At 72.1% G+C, this 19,752-nt stretch carries 18 protein-coding genes; 10 read left to right on the top strand and 8 right to left on the bottom strand.

The features are described from left to right. Positions 1-27 precede the first annotated feature (27 nt). From ABZ312_RS35325 to ABZ312_RS35300, 6 genes are all read left to right on the top strand, one after another. On the top strand, positions 28-2,322 hold the full coding sequence (locus tag ABZ312_RS35325; protein WP_500331999.1) for a SulP family inorganic anion transporter: 2,295 nt from the start codon (positions 28-30) through the stop codon (positions 2,320-2,322). Between the two features lie 149 nt (positions 2,323-2,471). Further along, a complete protein-coding gene (gene acs / locus ABZ312_RS35320) occupies positions 2,472-4,475 on the top strand; it encodes an acetate--CoA ligase (protein ID WP_500332000.1) in 2,004 nt (667 codons plus the stop codon). A 208-nt stretch (positions 4,476-4,683) separates the two neighbouring features. Next, on the top strand, positions 4,684-6,123 hold the full coding sequence (gene nhaA, locus ABZ312_RS35315) for a Na+/H+ antiporter NhaA (RefSeq protein ID WP_500332001.1): 1,440 nt from the start codon (positions 4,684-4,686) through the stop codon (positions 6,121-6,123). Between the two features lie 52 nt (positions 6,124-6,175). Further along, complete coding sequence (locus ABZ312_RS35310) at positions 6,176-6,658, top strand: phage holin family protein (RefSeq protein WP_500332002.1); 483 nt, start codon at positions 6,176-6,178, stop codon at positions 6,656-6,658. 12 nt (positions 6,659-6,670) lie between these two features. After that, a complete protein-coding gene (locus ABZ312_RS35305) occupies positions 6,671-7,594 on the top strand; it encodes an alpha/beta fold hydrolase (RefSeq protein WP_499513059.1) in 924 nt (307 codons plus the stop codon). A gap of 94 nt (positions 7,595-7,688) precedes the next feature. Further along, complete coding sequence (locus tag ABZ312_RS35300; protein ID WP_499513058.1) at positions 7,689-7,871, top strand: hypothetical protein; 183 nt, start codon at positions 7,689-7,691, stop codon at positions 7,869-7,871. A gap of 41 nt (positions 7,872-7,912) precedes the next feature. On the opposite strand, the gene ABZ312_RS35295 is transcribed toward ABZ312_RS35300, so the two are convergent. Genes ABZ312_RS35295 through nth form a run of 3 tightly spaced genes read right to left on the bottom strand, consistent with a single transcriptional unit; the run spans position 7,913 to position 10,636 of the window. After that, positions 7,913-9,115: a MarP family serine protease gene (locus ABZ312_RS35295; RefSeq protein ID WP_500332003.1), complete on the bottom strand. Its 1,203-nt coding sequence runs from the start codon at positions 9,113-9,115 to the stop codon at positions 7,913-7,915. Positions 9,116-9,137: 22 nt separating this feature from the next. Beyond that, a complete protein-coding gene (locus ABZ312_RS35290) occupies positions 9,138-9,818 on the bottom strand; it encodes an NUDIX hydrolase (protein WP_500332004.1) in 681 nt (226 codons plus the stop codon). Then, positions 9,815-10,636, bottom strand: a complete 822-nt coding sequence (gene nth, locus ABZ312_RS35285) for an endonuclease III (protein WP_500332005.1) — start codon at positions 10,634-10,636, stop codon at positions 9,815-9,817. Before nth ends, ABZ312_RS35290 begins: the two co-directional genes overlap by 4 nt. A 254-nt stretch (positions 10,637-10,890) precedes the next feature. Between nth and ABZ312_RS35280 the strand changes: the two genes are divergently transcribed. Next, positions 10,891-11,565 (top strand): Crp/Fnr family transcriptional regulator, encoded by a 675-nt coding sequence (locus tag ABZ312_RS35280; RefSeq protein WP_431950174.1) that lies wholly within the window; start codon positions 10,891-10,893, stop codon positions 11,563-11,565. A gap of 104 nt (positions 11,566-11,669) precedes the next feature. On the opposite strand, the gene ABZ312_RS35275 is transcribed toward ABZ312_RS35280, so the two are convergent. From ABZ312_RS35275 to sp36, 4 genes are all read right to left on the bottom strand, one after another. Then, entirely contained in the window at positions 11,670-12,494 is an 825-nt protein-coding gene (locus ABZ312_RS35275) for an MBL fold metallo-hydrolase (RefSeq protein ID WP_500332006.1), read from the bottom strand. Further along, positions 12,491-13,363 carry an NUDIX hydrolase gene (locus ABZ312_RS35270; RefSeq protein ID WP_500332007.1) on the bottom strand — a complete coding sequence of 291 codons (873 nt, stop codon included), beginning with the start codon at positions 13,361-13,363 and terminating at the stop codon, positions 12,491-12,493. Before ABZ312_RS35270 ends, ABZ312_RS35275 begins: the two co-directional genes overlap by 4 nt. A 111-nt stretch (positions 13,364-13,474) precedes the next feature. Beyond that, positions 13,475-13,939, bottom strand: a complete 465-nt coding sequence (locus ABZ312_RS35265) for a RidA family protein (protein WP_500332008.1) — start codon at positions 13,937-13,939, stop codon at positions 13,475-13,477. Then, the gene (gene sp36, locus ABZ312_RS35260; RefSeq protein WP_450400653.1) at positions 13,936-14,097 is read right to left on the bottom strand and encodes a Sp36 family protein; all 162 of its coding nucleotides are present in this window, start codon (positions 14,095-14,097) and stop codon (positions 13,936-13,938) included. The genes ABZ312_RS35265 and sp36 overlap by 4 nt, the downstream gene beginning before the upstream one ends. A 71-nt stretch (positions 14,098-14,168) precedes the next feature. On the opposite strand from sp36, the gene bagA reads away from it, so the two are divergent. Then, complete coding sequence (bagA, locus tag ABZ312_RS35255) at positions 14,169-15,149, top strand: P-loop NTPase family protein (protein ID WP_499513051.1); 981 nt, start codon at positions 14,169-14,171, stop codon at positions 15,147-15,149. Next, positions 15,146-16,588 carry an ATPase BagB gene (bagB, locus tag ABZ312_RS35250; protein WP_500439495.1) on the top strand — a complete coding sequence of 481 codons (1,443 nt, stop codon included), beginning with the start codon at positions 15,146-15,148 and terminating at the stop codon, positions 16,586-16,588. Before bagA ends, bagB begins: the two co-directional genes overlap by 4 nt. On the opposite strand, the gene ABZ312_RS35245 is transcribed toward bagB, so the two are convergent. Continuing rightward, complete coding sequence (locus ABZ312_RS35245) at positions 16,570-16,920, bottom strand: WhiB family transcriptional regulator (protein ID WP_499604943.1); 351 nt, start codon at positions 16,918-16,920, stop codon at positions 16,570-16,572. The genes bagB and ABZ312_RS35245 overlap by 19 nt on opposite strands. 397 nt (positions 16,921-17,317) lie before the next feature. Here ABZ312_RS35245 and ABZ312_RS35240 point away from each other — a divergent pair, with 397 nt between their 5' ends. Then, the gene (locus tag ABZ312_RS35240; RefSeq protein WP_500332010.1) at positions 17,318-19,612 is read left to right on the top strand and encodes a transglycosylase domain-containing protein; all 2,295 of its coding nucleotides are present in this window, start codon (positions 17,318-17,320) and stop codon (positions 19,610-19,612) included. Positions 19,613-19,752: the final 140 nt, after the last annotated feature.

Genomic DNA, 19,752 nt, shown 5'->3' with positions numbered 1-19,752 from the left:
CCGCGCCGCCCCGGAGGAGACGGGAACATGCAGCCCACGCCAGAACCACAGATGCAGCAGTCGCAGGCCCCGCCGCAGGACCTGCCGCCGCCACCGCCCCGCGCCGACGACGGGACCGCCGCCTGGCGGCACGATCTGTCGGCCTCGATCACCGTCTTCCTGATCGCCGTCCCGCTGTCGCTGGGCATCGCCCTGGCGACCGGCGCCCCCCTGCAGTCGGGGCTGATCGCCGCCGCGGTCGGCGGCATCGTCGCCGGACTGATGGGCGGTGCGCCGCTCCAGGTCAGCGGGGCCGCCACCAGCCTGGTGGTGGTCACCGCCGAGCTCGTCCAGCGCTACGGCTGGCGCACCACGTGCGCCATCACGGTGCTGGCCGGGCTCGCCCAACTCGCCCTGGGCGCCCTGCGGGTGGCCCGGGCGGCACTCGCCGTCAGCCCGGCGATCGTGCACGGCATGCTGGCGGGCATCGGCGCCGCCATCGCCCTCGCCCAGCTCCATGTCGTGCTCGGCGCACGCCCGGACAGCTCGGCGCTCAGCAACCTGGCCGCCCTGCCGCAGCAGTTGTCGTCCCCGCATCCAGGTGCGCTGCTGATCGCGGCAGTGACGGTGACCGTGCTGGTCGGCTGGCCGCGCCTGCCCGGGCGGGCCGGCAAGGCGCTGCGCACGGTCCCCGCACCGCTCGCCGCCATCGCGGCGGCGACCGCCGTCGGCGTGCCCATCGTGGTGCCGCGGGTCGACCTGCCCGCCTGGCACACAGTGGCCCTCCCCGGGCTGCCGCACGGGCCGGTGCTCGGCATCGCCGCCGCCGTCCTGACCGTCACCCTGGTCGCGAGCATGGAGTCGCTGCTGTCGGCGGTGGCGATCGACAAGCTGCGCTCCGGGCGCGGGGCGCCCGGGGACACCGTCCCGGCCCGCCTCAACCGGGAGCTGCTCGGGCAGGGCGCGTCCAACGTCGTCTCGGGCCTGCTCGGCGGGCTGCCCGTGGCCGGCGGCGCCATCCGCGGCTCGGCGAACGTGGCCGCGGGCGCGCGGACGCGCCGGGCCACGACGCTGCACGGGGTGTGGGTGCTGCTGTGCGCCGGGCTGCTGGCCGGGCTGCTGGAGCACATCCCGCTCGCAGCCCTCGCCGCCCTGGTCATGGTGGTCGGGCTGAAGATGCTGAGCTTCGCGCACATCAAGCACGTGCAGCGCCACCGGGAGTTCCCGGTCTACGCGGCGACGCTCGGCGCGGTGCTGCTGCTCGGCGTGCTGGAGGGGGTCCTGACCGGCATCGCCGTGGCCGTCTTCCTGTCGCTGCGCCGGCTGACGCACACCCGGATCACGGTGGCGGAGGAGTCCGGCGTCCACCAGGTGCACGTACGCGGGCAGTTGACCTTCCTCGCGGTGCCCCGGCTGACCCGGGCGCTGGCGGAGGTACCGGACGGCGCCAGCGCCGTGATCACCCTGGACGGCTCCTTCATGGACCACGCGGCGTACGAGTCGCTGCAGCACTGGTGCGAGGGTCACCGGGCGCGTGGCGGCTGGGCGACCCTCACGGGCCGGTCGGGCACCCCGATCACGGTCCCGTCGAGCGCGCACGCCTGCCGCCCCTGGACGCCGTGGCGCAACCACCACTGCACCAAACCGGATACCGAGGCGGGTGCCGCCGGACAGCTGGTGGGCGGGCTCAGCGCCTTCCAGCGCAATACGGCGCCGCTGGTCAGGGACGAGCTGGCGCGGCTCGCCCGCGAGGGGCAGCGACCCACCCAGCTCTTCCTCACCTGCGCCGACTCCCGCCTGGTCACCAGCATGATCACCTCGAGCGGGCCCGGTGACCTGTTCACCGTGCGCAACGTGGGCAACCTGATGCCGCCGCCCGGCGCCGACGCCTCCTGCGACTCGGTGGGCGCCGCCATCGAGTACGCGGTGGAAGTGCTGGAGGTCGGCAGCATCACCGTGTGCGGGCACTCCGGGTGCGGGGCCATGCAGGCGCTGCTGGGCGGGGCGGGCCACGAGCCGGGGGCGCAGACCCCGCTGGCCCGCTGGCTCCGGCACGGCCGCCCGAGCCTCGCCCGAATGGAGCGGACCGGCCGGCCCGGACGCGGCGAGGTCGCCCTCGCCGACCGCCCGGTCGCCGACGACCTCGAGCGGCTCTGCCTCGTCAACGTCGTTCAGCAGCTGGACCACCTGATGGCGCATGCCTGCGTCGCCCGCAGGGTGGCCGAGGGATCGCTCCAGCTGCACGGCATGTACTTCCACGTCGCCGAGGCCCAGGCCTACGTCCTCGACGCCGGGACCGGCACGTTCGCCGCCGTACGGCCGGAGGTGCTCGACACCGTCTGAGCGGGCCGCCCGCACCGGGCGGCCCGCCCGTCCCGGCCCGCCGCGCACCTGCCGGCGGGCCGGACCCGTGTGCGGGTGCTCCACCGTGACAGGTCTAAACCAATTTTTGACGCGAACCCTTGTCATCCCGCCCCTCCGGCTGGTGAGCTATGGCCTGGGACACAAAAGGACACCCTGCGAAGGAGCACGGCGTGAGCAACGAGAGCCTGGCCAACCTTTTGAAGGAGGAGCGCCGGTTCGCTCCGCCCGCTGAGCTGGCGGCCGGTGCCAATGTGACCGCGGAGGCCTACCAGCAGGCCGGTGACGACCGACTGGGCTTCTGGGCCACGCAGGCCCGCCGGCTGACCTGGGCGAAAGAGCCGACCGAGACCCTGGACTGGTCCAACCCGCCGTTCGCGAAGTGGTTCGCCGACGGCACCCTGAACGTCGCCTACAACTGCGTCGACCGGCACGTCGAGGCCGGCAACGGCGACCGGGTGGCGCTCCATTTCGAGGGCGAGCCCGGTGACGGCCGGGCCATCACCTACGCCGAGCTCAAGGACGAGGTGAGCCGCGCCGCGAACGCCCTGACCGAGCTGGGCGTGACGGCCGGCGACCGGGTCGCGATCTACATGCCCATGATCCCCGAGACCGTCGTGGCGATGCTGGCCTGCGCCCGCGTCGGCGCCGCGCACTCGGTGGTCTTCGGCGGCTTCTCGGCCGACGCGCTCGCCGCCCGCATCGCCGACGCCGACGCCAAGCTGGTCATCACCGCCGACGGCGGCTACCGCCGCGGCAAGCCGTCCGCGCTGAAGCCCGCCGTGGACGACGCGGTCGCCCGCTCCGCCGGCGTGGGGAAGGTGCTCGTCGTGCGCCGCACCGGCCAGGAGGTGGCCTGGACCGAGGGCCGCGACGTGTGGTGGCACGAGATCGTCGAGCGGCAGTCCGCGGAGCACACCCCGGAGGCCTTCGAGGCCGAGCACCCGCTCTTCATCCTCTACACCTCCGGCACCACCGGTAAGCCCAAGGGCATCCTGCACACCTCGGGCGGCTACCTGACGCAGGCCGCCTACACCCACCACGCGGTCTTCGACCTGAAGCCGGAGACCGACGTCTACTGGTGCACCGCCGACGTCGGCTGGGTCACCGGCCACTCCTACATCGTCTACGGCCCGTTGGCCAACGGCGCCACCCAGGTGCTGTACGAGGGCACCCCGGACACCCCGCACCAGGGCCGCTTCTGGGAGATCGTCCAGAAGTACGGGGTCACGATCCTCTACACCGCCCCCACGGCGATCCGCACGTTCATGAAGTGGGGCGACGACATCCCCGCCAAGTTCGACCTGTCCTCGCTGCGCGTCCTGGGCAGCGTCGGCGAGCCGATCAACCCCGAGGCGTGGATCTGGTACCGCGAGCACATCGGCGGCGGCCGCTGCCCGATCGTGGACACCTGGTGGCAGACCGAGACCGGCGCCATGATGATCTCCCCGCTGCCCGGCGTGACGGAGACCAAGCCCGGCTCCGCGCAGCGTGCGCTGCCCGGCATCTCCGCCACCGTCGTGGACGACGAGGCCAACGAGGTGCCCAACGGCTCCGGCGGCTACCTCGTCCTCACCGAGCCGTGGCCGTCGATGCTCCGCACCATCTGGGGCGACGACCAGCGCTACCTCGACACCTACTGGTCCCGCTTCGAGGGCCGCTACTTCGCCGGCGACGGCGCCAAGAAGGACGAGGACGGCGACATCTGGCTCCTCGGCCGGGTGGACGACGTCATGCTCGTCTCGGGCCACAACATCTCCACCACCGAGGTCGAGTCGGCCCTCGTCTCGCACCCGAAGGTCGCCGAGGCGGCCGTGGTCGGCGCCGCCGACGCCACCACCGGCCAGGCCATCGTCGCCTTCGTGATCCTGCGCGGCACCGCCGCGGCCGAGGACGGCGACGAGCTGATCGCCGGGCTGCGCGACCACGTCGCCAAGACGCTCGGCCCGATCGCCAAGCCGAAGCGGATCCTGACGGTGGCAGAGCTGCCGAAGACCCGCTCCGGCAAGATCATGCGGCGTCTGCTGCGCGACGTCGCCGAGAACCGGGAGCTGGGGGACGTCACCACCCTGACGGACTCCACGGTCATGGACCTCATCCAGACGAAGCTCCCGAGCGCCGCGAGCGAGGACTGACCGGTCCCCGTCACCGCACCGAAGAGGCCCCTGCGGGGGCCTCTTCCCCGTTCCCCGGGGGTGCGGGGGCCCTGCGACGCCCGGCGATTGTCCGTAATGTGAAGAACGCCGGAGCCTCCGGCGCCGACCCGATAAGCTGCCGGGCGCGTAGGGAACGCGACAGTGGATCGGGGCGTGCCGGGAAGTCTGGTCGGCAAGGTGATCAGCCATGCCGAGCCCGACCGGAGGTCCACCCCCCGTGACCGCGACCAACCGCCGCCGTTCGGTCTTCCTGGGCCGGATGTCCCTCCCCGAACGGAAGTACGTCGCCGACGCGCTGCGGACGGAGACCGTGGGCGGCGTGATCCTGCTGCTGGCCGCCGTCGTCGCGCTGGTCTGGGCGAACACCCCGCTGAGCGCCTCGTACCGGTCCACCGTCGCCTTCAGCTTCGGGCCCGGGGCGCTGCACCTGGACCTGTCGGTGGGGCATTGGGCCGCGGACGGGCTGCTGACGGTCTTCTTCTTCGTCGCCGGCATCGAACTCAAGCGGGAACTGGTCGCGGGCGAGCTGCGCCGTCCGTCGGCGGCGGCGCTCCCCGTCGTCGCCGCGATCTGCGGCATGGCCGTGCCCGCCGTCGTGTACGCGGTGGTCAACGCCACGGGTGGCGGCTCCCTGCAGGGCTGGGCGGTGCCGATGGCGACCGACATCGCGTTCGCCCTGGCGGTGCTGGCGGTGCTCGGCACCGCGCTGCCGTCCGCACTGCGCGCGTTCCTGCTGACGCTGGCGGTCGTGGACGACCTGTTCGCAATCCTGATCATCGCGGTCTTCTTCACCTCGGGCATCAACCTCGTCGCGCTGGCCCTGGCCCTCGCCGGGCTCGTGCTGTTCCGGGTGCTGCTGCGCTGCGAGGTGCACGGCTGGTACGTGTACGTGCCGCTCGCCCTCGTCAACTGGGCGCTGATGCACGCCAGCGGGGTGCACGCCACGATCGCGGGCGTCGCGATGGGCCTGATGCTGCGCTGCCACCGGCGCGAGGGCGAGGAGCAGTCCCCCGGAGAGCGGATCGAGCACCTCGTACGGCCGCTCTCGGCCGGGATCGCGGTGCCGCTCTTCGCGCTCTTCTCCGCCGGGGTGCCGATCGCCGGCGGCACGCTCGCGGAGGTGTTCGGCCGCCCCGAGACGCTGGGCGTGGTGCTGGGACTGGTCGTCGGCAAGGCGGTCGGGGTGTTCGGCGGCACATGGCTGGCGGCGCGCTTCACCCGCGCGGAGCTCAACCCCGACCTGGCGTGGGCCGACGTCCTGGCCGTCGCCACGCTCGCCGGGATCGGCTTCACGGTCTCCCTGCTCATCGGCGAGCTGGCCTTCGAGGGCGACCAGGTGCTGACCGAGGAGGTCAAGGCGGCCGTCCTGATCGGCTCGTTCACCTCGGCGGTGCTCGCCGCGGTGCTGCTCAAGCTCCGCAACGACAGGTACCGCCGCATCTGTGAGCACGAGGAGCGCGACGAGGACCGGGACGGCGTGCCGGACGTCTACGAGTGGGCGGACCCCGAGTTCCACCTGCGCATGGCCGCGATCCACGAGGCGAAGGCGGCCGAGCACCGCAGGCTCGCGGAAGTGGCGCGCTCCGGGGACACCGGCGAGGATGAGTCGGGCATGATCAGGGGGTAACCCGAATGCCCCGTATGACGACTGACGCACCATGACGACGACGGAGGACCCGATGAGCCCAGCGGACGAGCCCGTGAACGTGGGGGTGACCGTGAGCCCGAACGGAAGCCGCAGCCTCGGCCATCTCTTCGCCTCGGCGACGGCGGACCTGTCCGAACTGGTCCACGAGGAGATCGCCCTCGCCAAGGCCGAACTGCGGCTGGACGTGAAGCGCGCCGGCATCGGCGGCGGCGCGGTGGGCGCCGCCGGCATCCTGGCCCTCTTCTCGCTGCCGGTGCTCAGCTTCGCGGCGGCGTACGGCATCCACAACCTGGGGCTCGGCCTCGCCTGGTCGTTCCTCATCGTCGGCGCGGCGTACCTGGTGCTGGCCGGTCTGCTGGGCCTGATGGCGCGCTCGAAGTTCAAGAAGATCAAGAAGCCGGAGCGCAGCATCGCCTCGGCGAAGGAGACCGCGGCGGTGCTGCAGGGCGTCAAGCCGCACCCCCGGAGCGCCCCCTCCGGCACGACGGAGGCCACGGTGGAGGCCAAGGTGTGACACGCTCGGGGCATGACGGTCGCTGATAGTTCCCCGGTGGTGCGCATCGACGGGCCCTGGACCCACCGGGACGTCGCCGCGAACGGTGCCCGCTTCCACATCGCCGAGCTCGGCGACGGCCCCCTGGTGCTCCTGCTGCACGGTTTCCCGCAGTTCTGGTGGACCTGGCGGCACCAGCTGACCGCGCTGGCCGACGCGGGTTTCCGCGCGGTCGCGATGGACCTGCGCGGGGTGGGCGGCAGCGACCGCACACCGCGCGGCTACGACCCCGCGAACCTGGCGCTCGACGTCACCGGCGTGATCCGCTCGCTCGGCGAGCCGGACGCCGCGCTGGTCGGGCACGACCTCGGCGGTTACCTGGCCTGGACGGCGGCCGCGATGCGGCCCAAGCTCGTCCGGCGGCTCGCGGTGTGCTCCATGCCGCACCCGCGGCGCTGGCGCTCGGCGATGCTGACGGACCTGCGGCACAGCGCGGCCGGCGGCTACGTGTGGGGGTTCCAGCGCCCGTTCGTCCCGGAGCGGCAGCTGGTCGCGGACGACGCGGCGCTGGTGGGACGGCTGTTGCGGGACTGGTCGGGGCCCCGGCTGCCGGAGGACGGGACGGTCGACGCCTACCGCCGGGCGATGCTCATCCCGTCGACGGCGCACTGCTCGATCGAGCCGTACCGCTGGATGGTGCGCTCGCTGGCCCGGGTGGACGGCTTCCAGTTCAACCGCCGCATGAAGCGTCCGGTGCGGGTGCCCACGCTGCACCTGCACGGCTCGCTCGACCCAGCGATGCGGTCCCGGCACGCCGCGGGCAGCGGGGAGTACGTGGAGGCGCCGTACCGCTGGCGGCTCTTCGAAGGGCTGGGGCACTTCCCCCACGAGGAGGATCCGGCGGTTTTCTCGGCCGAGCTGGTCAACTGGCTCAAGGACCCGGAACCGGACCGTTAATCCAGTATGACGATCGGCCAAATGCCGGGCGCATAGGCCAACTGATGGAGCGCCAGGCGGTTACCGACCATGGACCCCGGGCAGACAGCTCGGTATGGGCTGGACGCACGACTACCGTGACGTGTCACGCGACCGCCGCGCCAACGGAGCGCGGGTCACCACCGGGACGCAGGCCCCGGACCATCGGTCCGGAGGCTCCCGCCTCGGCATTCCCCACATCCTCAGGCGCCGCGCCCGCTGGGTGGGCGCCCGGCTGAGGCATACCCGCAGCGACTGACCGCCCGGCCCCTCGCCGACCGGCCCGCTCCCCCGGAGGCCCTACAGGGCACAGCCCTGGGTGTCGACCTGCCGGTTCGCCGTACGCCCGGCCTGGACGTCCGGCTGGACCTCGTCCGCCGTCAGGGCGTAGCCGGTGTCCGCGTCGTCGAGGGACTTGGCGAACACCACACCGTAGACCCGCCCCTCGGGGGTGAGCAGCGGTCCGCCGGAGTTGCCCTGGCGGACGAGCGTGTACAGCGAGTAGACGTCGCGCTCGACGGTGCCCCGGTGGTAGATGTCCGGGCCCGAGGCGGGGATGCGGCCGCGTACCCGGGCGGCACGCACGTCGAAGCCGCCGTTCTCCGGGAAGCCGGCGACGATGGCGTCGTCGCGTGACCCGGCGTCGGTGGTGCTGAAGGACAACGCGGGCGCGTCCAGGGACGGTACGTCGATGACGGCGATGTCGCGCTGCCAGTCGTAGAGCACGACCTTGCCGTCGTGCACCCGGCCCTCGCCGCCGATCTGCACGGTCGGGTTGTCGACGCCGCCGACGACGTGGGCGTTGGTCATCACCCGGTGGGGCGCGAAGACGAAGCCGGTGCCCTCCAGCACCTTGCCGCAGCTCGGTGCGGTGCCGACGACCTTGACGATGCTGCGCCGCGCGCGGCCGACGACCGCGCTGTCGGCGAGCGCCGGGTCGGGGGCGGGGACGGCGGTGATCGGCTCGTTGCCGAACGGCGAGAAGACCTGCGGCAGTCCGTTCTGCGCGAGCACCGAACTGAAGTCGGCGAACCAGTTATTGGCCTCGCGCGGCACGACCTGCGCCACCCCCAGCAGCACCCGGGAGGAGCGGACCTCACGGCCGAGGCTGGGCAGCGTGGTCGTGGTGGCGAGCGCGGAGCCGATGAGCCAGGCGACCAGCAGCATCGCCAGGACGTTCACCAGGGCGCCGCCGATGGCGTCGATCGCCCGCGCCGGAGACCAGCTGACGTGCGTACGGACCTTGTTGCCGAGGTGCGTGGTGAAGGCCTGGCCCACCGACGCGCACACGATGATCAGGACCACCGCGGCGACGACCGCCACCGTGCCGGGCTGAGCGTTGTCGGTGACCGCGTTCCAGATCGCGGGCAGCACGTAGACCGCGACGAGACCACCGCCGAGGAACCCGACCACCGACATCACGCCGACGATGAATCCCTGGCGGTAGCCCACGATCGCGAACCACACGGCGGCCAGCAGCAGCACGATGTCCAGCACATTCACCGGGACACCGTCTCATGGAGGATCAACCCAGCGGGACCGTCTTTGCACGATCCCAGGGTCGTTCCCAGCCCGCGTGGTGGAGGATCCGGTCGATCAGACCCGCCGTGAAACCCCACACCAGGGCCTCCCGCACCAGGAACGCGGGCCCCTGGAAGCCGCTGGGATGCGTCACCATGGCCCGGTTGGCGGGATCGGTGAGATCCGCCACGGGGACGGTGAACACCCGTGCGGTCTCGGCCAGGTCGACCGCTCCCACCGGCGACGGCGTACGCCACCAGCCGAGGACCGGCGTCACGACGAAGTCGCTCACCGGGATGTAGAGCCGCGGGAGCACCCCGAAGACCTGCACCCCCGACGGGTCGAGGCCGGTCTCCTCCCAGGCCTCGCGCAGCGCGGCCCGCAGCGGCCCCTCGCCCTCCGGGTCGCCGTCCTCCGGGTCGAGCGCGCCGCCCGGGAAGGAGGGCTGCCCCGCGTGCGAGCGCAGGGAGGCCGCCCGCTCCATCAGGAGCAGCTCGGGCCCCTCGGCCCCCGCGCCGAGGAGGATGAGGACGGCGGAGGGACGGCCGCCGCTCGGCGGCGGCAGGAAGCGGCTGAGCTGCTCGGGCCGTACGCCGTCGACCGCGCGGACCACCGGGCCGAGCCAGGACGGCAGCCCCTCGCGGTCGACCGTGACGTCCTCGATGTCGGGTCGTGCCTGCGTCACTCCGCCTCCAGCGGCGGCGCCGCCGTGCCCGGGAATCCCGGCGGCGGCTTGAGCCGCTGCCCCGGGCCACCGCCCATCTCGTACTTCAGCAGCTTCTTCGCCTTCTCCGGATCCGTCTCGCCCTCGCCGTACGACGGGCACAGCGGCGCGATCGGGCAGACGCCGCAAGCGGGGCGGCGGGCGTGGCACATCCGGCGGCCGTGGAAGATCAGACGGTGCGAGAGCATCGTCCACTCGCTCTTCGGGAAGATCGCCATGATGTCCTGCTCGATCTTCTCCGGCTCCTTCGCCCCGGTCCAGCCGAAACGGTGGACCAGCCGCTGGAAGTGGGTGTCCACGGTGAGGCCGGGGACGCCGAAGGCGTTGCCGAGCACCACGTTGGCCGTCTTGCGGCCCACGCCGGGCAGCGTGACCAGGTCCTCCAGCCGGCCGGGCACCTCGCCGCCGAAGATGTCACGGAGTGCCGCCGACAGGCCGAGCAGCGCCCGCGCCTTGGCGCGGAAGAAGCCGGTGGGACGGAGGATCTGCTCCAGCTCCTCCGGGTCGGCGGCCGCCAGGTCCTCCGGCGTCGGGTACTTCGCGAAGAGCGCGGGGGTGGTCTGGTTGACCCTCAGGTCGGTCGTCTGGGCCGAGAGCACCGTGGCGACGAGCAGCTGGAAGGGGTTCTCGAAGTCGAGCTCGGGGTGGGCGTACGGGTACACCTCGGCGAGCTCGCGGTTGATCCGCCGGGCCCTGCGGACCATCGCGAGCCGCGACTCGGGCTTGCCGGACGCCCGCGCGCGGCCGCCGGGGGTCGCCCGGGCGGGCTGTTCGCTCACAGCGGAATCCGCGGCGGCGGTCACCCTCCTGGCCCCGCCACCCTGCCGTTTCTTCTGCGCACTTGGCGTATCGGACACCCGGCCAGCCTAAGCCTCACCACCGACAATCGCCCTGGAGAGCCGCGATCCGGCCCCCAAACGGACCCCCGGAGCACAATCACACGAGCACATAAGACAGACTTGTGATTGATCGCACTGTTTTGCTGTCGGGCATGATGGGGACCGACCCAGCGATGTCGACAAGGAGAGAGCTCGTGGACGACGTTCTGCGGCGCGCACCGCTTTTCGCGGCGCTCGACGATGAGCAGGCCGCTGAACTGCGCGCCTCCATGACGGAGGTCACGCTCGCGCGTGGCGACTCGCTGTTCCACGAGGGGGAACCCGGGGACCGGCTGTACGTCGTCACCGAGGGCAAGGTGAAGCTGCACCGCACCTCGCCCGACGGCCGCGAGAACATGCTCGCCGTCGTCGGCCCCGGCGAGCTGATCGGTGAGCTGTCGCTCTTCGACCCCGGCCCGCGCACCGCCACCGCCACCGCGCTGACCGAGGTCAAGCTGCTCGGCCTCGGCCACGGCGACCTGCAGCCGTGGCTCAACGCCCGCCCCGAGGTCTCCACCGCGCTGCTGCGCGCCGTCGCCCGGCGCCTGCGCCGCACCAACGACGTCATGTCCGACCTGGTCTTCTCCGACGTCCCCGGCCGCGTCGCCAAGGCGTTGCTGGACCTGTCGCGCCGCTTCGGCGTGCAGTCCGAGGAGGGCATCCACGTCGTCCACGACCTCACGCAGGAGGAACTCGCCCAGCTGGTGGGCGCCTCCCGCGAGACCGTCAACAAGGCCCTCGCCGACTTCGCGGGCCGCGGCTGGCTGCGCCTGGAGGCGCGGGCGGTCATCCTGCTGGACGTCGAGCGGCTGGCGAAGCGCTCGCGCTGACGCCCGTACGCGGACGAAGGGGCGCCCACCCGGAGGTGGGCGCCCCTTCTTGCGTCTCCTCAGCGTCCGCGGGGCGCGGGGGCGCCGGGCGGGCACACCGCACGTCAGATCAGCCCGTGCTCCAGCAGGTAGTCCAGCTGCGCCCGCACCGACAGCTCGGCGGCCGGCCACAGGGCGCGGTCGACGTCCGCGTAGACGTGGGCGACGACCTCGGAGGGGGTCGCGAGGCCCCGCTCGACGGCCGTCTCGACCTGGGCGAGGCGGTGGGCGCGGTGGGCGAGGTAGAACTCGACCGCGCCCCGGGCGTCGGCGAGGACCGGGCCGTGGCCGGGCAGGACGGTGGCGACGCCGTCGTGCATCGTGAGCGCCTGCAGCCGGCGCAGGGAGTCCAGGTAGTCACCCAGCCGCCCGTCGGGGTGGGCGACGACCGTGGTGCCACGGCCGAGGACGGTGTCGCCGGTGAGCACGGCCAGGTCGGCGGGCAGGTGGAAGGAGAGCGAGTCCGCGGTGTGCCCGGGGGTGGGCACGACGCGCAGTTCCAGGCCGCCGGTGGTGACGACGTCGCCCGCGGACAGGCCCTCCTCGCCCAGGCGCAGTGCCGGGTCCAGGGCGCGCACCGCCGTCCCCGTCAGCTCGGCGAAGCGGCCCGCGCCCTCGGCGTGGTCGGGGTGGCCGTGGGTGAGCAGGGTGAGGGCGATCCGCTTGCCGAGGGAGTGCGCGGTGGAGACCACGTTGTTCAGGTGGCCCTCGTCGAGCGGCCCCGGGTCGATGACGACGGCGAGTTCGGAGTCCGGCTCGGAGACGAGCCAGGTGTTCGTGCCGTCCAGCGTCATGGGCGAGGGGTTCGGCGCGAGCACGCACACCGCGCGGGCGGTCGCCCGGCCCCCGACCTCCGCGCGGGGCTTGCCGGGTTGAAGGGCCGAGGTCATCCGGCGGCTCCCATGCGCTTGGTGAATTCCTCGTGGCCGGGCCAGGTCAGCACGATCTCCTCGCCCACCAGCGCGGCCCGCGCCAGCACCGGGGTGAGGTCGCGCCCGTCCGCGGCACCCGCCAGGGCCGCTGACGCCGAGTCGTACGGCAGCAGTTCCCGCAGCGTCGCGATCGTCGGCGGCAGCATGGTCATCTCGCCGCGGTCGTAGCCGTCCACGGCCTCGGCGGGCCGCAGCCACACCGTGCGGTCCGCCTCGCCCGACACGTCGCGGGTGCGCTGGCCGGGCGGGAGCGCGGTCACGAAGAACCACGTGTCGTACCGGCGCTCCTCGAACTCCGGGGTGATCCAGCGGGCCCACGGGCCGAGCAGGTCGGAGCGGAGCACCAGGGAACGGCGGGCCAGGAAGTCGGCGAAGGACAGCTCCCGCGAGACCAGGGCGCGCCGGTCGGCCTCCCAGTCCTCGCCGGTGGTGTCCGCGACGACGGACCGCTCGTCGGGCCCGGCCAGCAGCACGCCGGACTCCTCGAAGGTCTCGCGCACGGCCGCGCACACGATCGCCTGCGCGGCGGCGGGGTCCAGGCCCTCGCCCAGCCGGGCGGCCCAGGTCGGCGGCGGGGGCCCCGCCCAGGCCACCGGGCGCTCGTCGCGCGGGTCCACACCGCCGCCGGGATAGGCGTACGCGCCCGCGGCGAAGGCCATCGAGGCCCGGCGCCGCAGCAGGTGCACGGCGGGGCCGCCGTCGCCGTCCCGCAGCAGCAGGACGGTCGCCGCACGGCGCGGCACGACGGGCTCCAGGGTGCCCGCGGTGAGGGCGCGGATGCGCTCGGGCCAGCTCGCCGGGAACCACTGGCCGTTCGTGGTGGTCATGTGGCGGATGCTATGCGCTTGCGCGGGGATGTTCGATAGGGCCCGGGCCGGGCGGGCCCGGGGTACCCCTCCGGTGGCCGGGGCACGGCTCCGCCGGAGGGGTGCGGGACGTCAGTCCTCGACCTCGACCTGGATCTCGACCTCGACCGGCGCGTCGAGCGGCAGGACGGCCACACCGACGGCGCTGCGGGCGTGCACGCCCTTCTCGCCGAGGACCTCGCCGAGCAGCTCGCTCGCGCCGTTGACGACGGCCGGCTGCCCGGTGAAGTCGGGGGCGGAGGCGACGAAGCCGACGACCTTCACGACGCGCTTGACGCGGTCGAGGTCACCCACGACGGAGCGGACCGCGGCCAGGGCGTTGAGCGCGCAGGTGCGGGCGAGTTGCTTGGCCTCGTCCGCGGTGACCTCGGCGCCGACCTTGCCGGTGCAGGTCAGCTTGCCCTCGACGAGCGGCAGCTGGCCCGCGGTGTAGACGTACGCACCGGACCGGACGGCCGGGACGTACGCGGCGAGCGGGGCGGCCACCGCGGGGAGCTCGAGCCCCAGTTCCGCCAGCCGCTGCTCGACCGCGCTCACGCGTTCTTCTCGCGTTTGAAGTACGCCACCAGCTGCTCGGGGTTGTTCGGGCCCGGCACGACCTGGACGAGCTCCCAGCCGTCCTCGCCCCAGGTGTCCAGGATCTGCTTCGTCGCGTGCACCAGCAGCGGCACGGTCGCGTATTCCCACTTCGTCATGAGGGGACTGTAATGCCTGGCACAGCCCCGCCCCCGAGTAGCCCCGCCCTCGACTGGTTAGGCTCGCAGGTGTGAGGCTCCACATCGTGACGGGCAAGGGCGGTACCGGCAAGACGACGGTCGCCGCTGCGCTGGCACTCGCCCTCGCCGCCGAGGGTCGACGGACACTGCTGACGGAGGTGGAGGGGCGGCAGGGCATCGCGCAGCTCTTCGAGACCGAGGCCCTCCCCTACGAGGAGCGCAAGATCGCCGTGGCCCCGGGCGGCGGCGAGGTGTACGCCCTGGCCATCGACGCCGAACAGGCGCTGCTGGACTACCTCGACATGTTCTACAAGCTCGGCCGGGCCGGCCGGGCCCTGAAGAAGCTGGGCGCGATCGACTTCGCCACCACCGTGGCGCCGGGACTGCGCGACGTCCTGCTGACCGGCAAGGTCTGCGAGGCCGTGCGCCGCAAGGACCGGGCGGGCTGGCGGTCGTACGACGCGGTGGTGCTGGACGCGCCGCCGACCGGGCGGATCACGCGCTTCCTCAACGTCAACGACGAGGTCGCCGGGCTGGCCCGGTTCGGCCCGATACACAATCAGGCGCAGGCCGTGATGCGGGTGATGAAGTCCCCGGAGACCGCGGTGCACCTGGTCACCCTCCTGGAGGAGATGCCGGTCCAGGAGACCGTGGACGGCGTGGCCGAGCTGCGCGAGGCGGGGCTGCCGACCGGGGCCGTGGTCATCAACATGGTGCGCCCGGTGGTGATGGACGGCGCGGCCGTGGCCTCGGCGCGCGACGGGCAGCGCACGGCGATCGCCAAGGCGCTCTCCCAGGCCGGGCTGGGCGGCGCGCGGCGCGGCGGCCTCGCGGAGCGGCTCGTCGACCCGCTGCTGGCGCAGGCGCACGAGCACGCGGAGCGCGTGGCCCTGGAGCGGGCCCAGCGCGAGGAACTGGCCGCGCTGGGGCTGCCCGCGTACGAGCTGGAACTGATGGGCGACGGGGTCGATCTCGGCGGGTTGTACAGATTGGCTGAAAATCTGCGGAAGCAGGGGCTGGGGGTCGCATGAGCCTGGAGAGTCCGGTATTGGACATCGACCCGCTGATCGACGATCCGAGGACCCGGATCGTCGTCTGCTGCGGCTCGGGCGGGGTCGGCAAGACCACCACGGCCGCGGCGCTGGGCGTCCGTGCCGCCGAGCGCGGCCGCAAGGCCGTCGTGCTGACCATCGACCCGGCGCGTCGGCTGGCGCAGTCCATGGGCCTCACGGAACTCGACAACACCCCGCGCAAGGTGGCCGGGATCGACGAGTCCGCGGGCGGTGAGCTGCACGCGATGATGCTCGACATGAAGCGGACCTTCGACGAGGTCGTGCTCCAGCACACGGACCAGGAGCGGGCCCGGGCGATCCTGGACAACCCCTTCTACCAGTCGCTCTCCGCGGGCTTCGCCGGCACGCAGGAGTACATGGCCATGGAGAAGCTGGGCCAGCTGCGCGCGCTCGACGCGTGGGACCTGATCATCGTCGACACCCCGCCGAGCCGGTCGGCGCTGGACTTCCTGGACGCCCCCAAGCGGCTGGGGTCCTTCCTGGACGGGCGTTTCATCCGGCTGCTGATGGCCCCCGCGAAGGTCGGCGGACGGGCCGGCGTGAAGTTCCTCAACGTCGGGATGTCGATGATGACCGGCACGCTCAGCAAGGTCATGGGCGCGCACCTGCTGCGCGACGTGCAGACCTTCGTGGCGGCGATGGACTCGATGTTCGGCGGCTTCCGCTCCCGGGCGGACGCCACGTACAAGCTGCTCCAGGCGAACGGGACGGCGTTCCTGGTGGTGGCCGCGCCGGAGCGGGACGCGCTGCGCGAGGCCTCGTACTTCGTGGAGCGGCTGGCGGCGGAGAACATGCCGCTCGCCGGGCTGGTGCTGAACCGTGTGCACGGCAGCGGGGCGGCGCAGCTCACGGCGGAGCGGGCGCTGGCGGCGGCGGAGGCACTGGACGACCTGGACGACCTGGATGCCGCTGACGCGACTGACGCCTCCGACGCCGCCCCTGTCGCCGGATATCCGCCAACTCCCCGGCTGACCGGGGAGTTTGACGAATCCGCAGAAAATCTTCAAAGCGTCGGCATTGTGGATCAGCCCGGCGGGAAAGCTGGACTCCGTACGGCCGACGGCGGCGAAGGGACCCCCAGTACGGACAGTGCGGACACCAGCTCTCCCGAATCGCCCACCGGCTCCTCGACCGTTTCCGTGCCCGCACAGGACCCCGCCGCGGGCCGGCCCACGGACCCGCTGGACACCGACCGCCTCACCGCCGGCCTGCTGCGCCTGCACGCCGAACGGATGCAGCTGGTCGCGCGCGAGCGGCGCACCCGTGAGCGTTTCGTCTCGGTGCACCCGGACGTGCCCATGGTGGACGTCGCGGCCCTGCCCGGCGACGTGCACGACCTCGAGGGCCTGCGCGCGATCGGCGAACGTCTCGCGCAGGGTCAGCCGACGGCGGCGTAGTCGTCGTAGTCCCCGTCGTAGCCCTCGTCGTCGAGCGGGAGCACACCCGTGCTGCGCTCGTACTCCGTGCGCGCCGTCTCCAGGAGCCTGCGCCACGAGGTGACCGTGGGACGCCGGCGCAGCAGCGCCCTGCGCTCCCGCTCGGTCATCCCGCCCCAGACGCCGAACTCCACACGGTTGTCCAGAGCGTCGGCCAGACACTCGGTACGCACCGGGCAGCCGGTGCACACCGCCTTGGCCCTGTTCTGGGCCGCTCCCTGGACGAAAAGTTCATCCGGATCCGTCGTGCGGCACGCGGCCTGCGTACTCCAGTCCGTAACCCAGCTGCTCATGCTGGCGCCGTCCTCTCCCGAATCGAGGCTCCCCCACGGCGGCAAGCGGCATATTCACCGTTGCCAGTTGAGGACGTTACGGAAGGTGGGCACGGCGCAACAGCCCTTTCAGGCCCAATCTTGAATGGCCCGAACGGACTATGGGTACGCGGCAGATCACCCGACGGAGTGAGCCGACGGCAGAACGGGCGAATTGCCGCAAAACGGTCAGCTCGCCACTTCTGGGGCCTGAGATCCAGGTCATATGGCTGGCATATGACAGGAATTCGGGCAGTTCTCATCACCCACAAGAGTGAGGATGGAAGACAGACGTGTGCGCAGTGTTCGCGCCTGTCTGTTACAGAGTAGGCGAACAAGCATGCCCACGTCTTAAGAATGGCAACGTAAGCTGCACCCCATGGGTCACAAGCGATCGCGCCCCACCAGCAGCGGCGGCACCAGTACCGCTCAGCAGGCCGCCAAGTTCCTGGGTGTCAGCGTCCTGGCCGGCGTGGTGCTGGCCGGCATCGCCCTCCCCGCGGCGGGGGCGCTCGGACTGAGCGCCAAGGGCACCGCGGCCGGCTTCGACTCCCTGCCGGGCGAGCTGAAGCGCCCGCCGCTCTCGCAGAGCACCCGGATCCTGGACGTCAAGGGCGACCTGATCGCGAACGTCTACTCGCGCGACCGCACGGTCGTGGGGCTCGACAAGATCAGCAAGTCGATGCAGCAGGCCATCGTCGCCATCGAGGACGCCCGCTTCTACGAGCACGGCGCGATCGACGTCAAGGGCATCCTGCGCGCGCTCAACAAGAACGCCCAGGAGGGCGGTGTCTCCGAGGGCGCTTCCACCCTGACGCAGCAGTACGTGAAGAACGTCTTCATCGAGGAGGCCGGCGACGACCCCACCAAGGTCCAGCAGGCCACCCAGCAGACCATCGGTCGCAAGATCAAAGAGATGAAGTACGCCATCCAGCTCGAGCAGGAGCTGGGGAAGCAGAAGATCCTCGAGAACTACCTCAACATCACCTTCTTCGGCGAGCAGGCCTACGGGGTCGAGGCCGCCTCCCGGCGTTACTTCAGCAAGTCCGCCAAGGACCTGTCGCTCACCGAGTCCGCGCTGCTGGCCGGCCTCGTCCAGTCGCCGAGCCGGTACGACCCCGTGAACGACCCGGAGGAGGCCAAGAAGCGCCGCGACGTGGTGCTGCAGCGCATGGCCGACCTGAAGGACGTCACGCAGGCCCAGGCCGACGCCGCGAAGAAGAAGCCGCTCGGCCTCAAGATCCGCGAGCCCAAGAACGGCTGCATCACCGCCGTCAACGGTGCCGGGTTCTTCTGCGACTACGTGCGCCAGGTCTTCCTCAGCGACAAGGCCTTCGGCAAGACCAAGGCCGAGCGCGCCAAGCGCTGGGACCAGGGCGGCCTCACCGTCCGCACCACCCTCGACCCGAAGGCGCAGCGGGCGGTCCAGGACTCGATCAGCCAGCACGTGTACAAGAGCGACGACGTCGCCACCGCCGTGACCCTGGTCCAGCCGGGCACGGGCAGGATCGTCGGGATGGGCCAGTCCCGCCCGTACGGCTTCAAGAAGAACCAGACCCAGATCAACTACTCCGTCGACCGGAACATGGGCGGCGGCGCGGGCTACCAGCCGGGTTCGACGTTCAAGCCCTTCACCGCCGCGGCCGCCCTGGAGAAGGGCATGTCGACGGCCCAGTCCTACCCCTCGCCGAACGAGATGCCGTACCCGGACGTGACCGACTGCGACGGCAAGCGCTACACGAGCAAGGACAAGGTGCCCAACGAGAGGAAGGACGAGGTCGGCCCGTACGGAATGAGGGAGGCGCTGGCGAAGTCGATCAACACCTACTTCGTCTCCCTGGAGGCCGACGCCGGCCTGTGCGACGTGACGCGGATGGTCAACTCCCTCGGCATCACCAAGCGCGCCGGCGGGACGAAGTTCGGCCTCGGTGCCTCCTTCACCCTCGGCGTCAACGAGATGTCGCCGCTGAAGATGGCCGCCGCCTACGCGGCCTTCGCCAACAAGGGCGAGTACTGCACCCCGGTCGCCATCGAGTCGATCACCGACGCGAACGGCAAGAAGCTGCCGGTGCCCAAGACCGAGTGCGAGCGGGCCATGTCCGAGCAGACCGCCTCCACGATCAGCACCCTGCTCAAGGGCGTGGTCGAGGACGGCACCGGTCAGCAGGCCGGACTCAGCGACCGCGACAGCGCGGGCAAGACGGGTACGACGGACTTCCGGTACGCCGCCTGGTTCGTGGGCTACACCTCGGACATGGCGGGTGCCGTCTGGGTCGGCGACCCGGCCCACAAGCGCAGGATGACCAACATCACCATCGGCGGCCACTACCACGCCGAGGTCTACGGCGCCGACACCCCGGGTCCGATCTGGAAGGACGCGATGTCCGGCGCCCTGGCCGGCACCGTCTCGCCCGGCCTGCCGACGGTGGCCATCAAGGATCCCGAGAAGCCGCGCAACGACGATGACGACCACCACGGCCGCGGTGACAACGGCGGCAACGGCAACGGCGGCGACGACGGCCTGCTCGGCGGGATCTTCGGCGGCGACACCCTCGGCGGCGACGGGGCCAACGGCTTCACCACCGGCGGTGGCAACGGCCGCGGCGGCGGAAACAACGGCACCACGGGTCCCGGGACCGGCACCCCCGAGACGGGCGGCACCGGGCCGGGCTGAGCCCCGCGGGAGACGACGTGACGCCGAAGGGGCGCCGGGACCGATCGGTCCCGGCCCGCCGAGCGCGGCATACGGCGCGCGGTGTGGGAGGAGCGCGGGCTGATCATGCTGGAGTGCGGCACGTTGTTCTCCGTCGTCCG

The sequence above is a fragment of the Streptomyces sp. NPDC006207 genome, from assembly GCF_040613835.1.
Lineage (GTDB): Bacteria > Actinomycetota > Actinomycetes > Streptomycetales > Streptomycetaceae > Actinacidiphila.
The sequence above is the reverse complement of the archived record's forward strand: the minus strand, read 5'-3'. Positions and strand labels throughout refer to the sequence as shown.

What these genes read in the sequence shown, in the direction of transcription:
- ABZ312_RS35325 (WP_500331999.1), top strand. Translation starts at nt 28, where the DNA reads ATGCAGCCCACGCCAGAACCACAGATGCAGCAGTCGCAGGCCCCGCCG.
- acs (WP_500332000.1), top strand. Translation starts at nt 2,472, where the DNA reads ATGGCCTGGGACACAAAAGGACACCCTGCGAAGGAGCACGGCGTGAGC.
- nhaA (WP_500332001.1), top strand. Translation starts at nt 4,684, where the DNA reads ATGCCGAGCCCGACCGGAGGTCCACCCCCCGTGACCGCGACCAACCGC.
- ABZ312_RS35310 (WP_500332002.1), top strand. Translation starts at nt 6,176, where the DNA reads ATGAGCCCAGCGGACGAGCCCGTGAACGTGGGGGTGACCGTGAGCCCG.
- ABZ312_RS35305 (WP_499513059.1), top strand. Translation starts at nt 6,671, where the DNA reads ATGACGGTCGCTGATAGTTCCCCGGTGGTGCGCATCGACGGGCCCTGG.
- ABZ312_RS35300 (WP_499513058.1), top strand. Translation starts at nt 7,689, where the DNA reads ATGGGCTGGACGCACGACTACCGTGACGTGTCACGCGACCGCCGCGCC.
- ABZ312_RS35275 (WP_500332006.1), bottom strand. Translation starts at nt 12,494, where the DNA reads ATGACCTCGGCCCTTCAACCCGGCAAGCCCCGCGCGGAGGTCGGGGGC.
- ABZ312_RS35270 (WP_500332007.1), bottom strand. Translation starts at nt 13,363, where the DNA reads ATGACCACCACGAACGGCCAGTGGTTCCCGGCGAGCTGGCCCGAGCGC.
- sp36 (WP_450400653.1), bottom strand. Translation starts at nt 14,097, where the DNA reads ATGACGAAGTGGGAATACGCGACCGTGCCGCTGCTGGTGCACGCGACG.
- bagB (WP_500439495.1), top strand. Translation starts at nt 15,146, where the DNA reads ATGAGCCTGGAGAGTCCGGTATTGGACATCGACCCGCTGATCGACGAT.
- ABZ312_RS35245 (WP_499604943.1), bottom strand. Translation starts at nt 16,920, where the DNA reads ATGAGCAGCTGGGTTACGGACTGGAGTACGCAGGCCGCGTGCCGCACG.
- ABZ312_RS35240 (WP_500332010.1), top strand. Translation starts at nt 17,318, where the DNA reads ATGGGTCACAAGCGATCGCGCCCCACCAGCAGCGGCGGCACCAGTACC.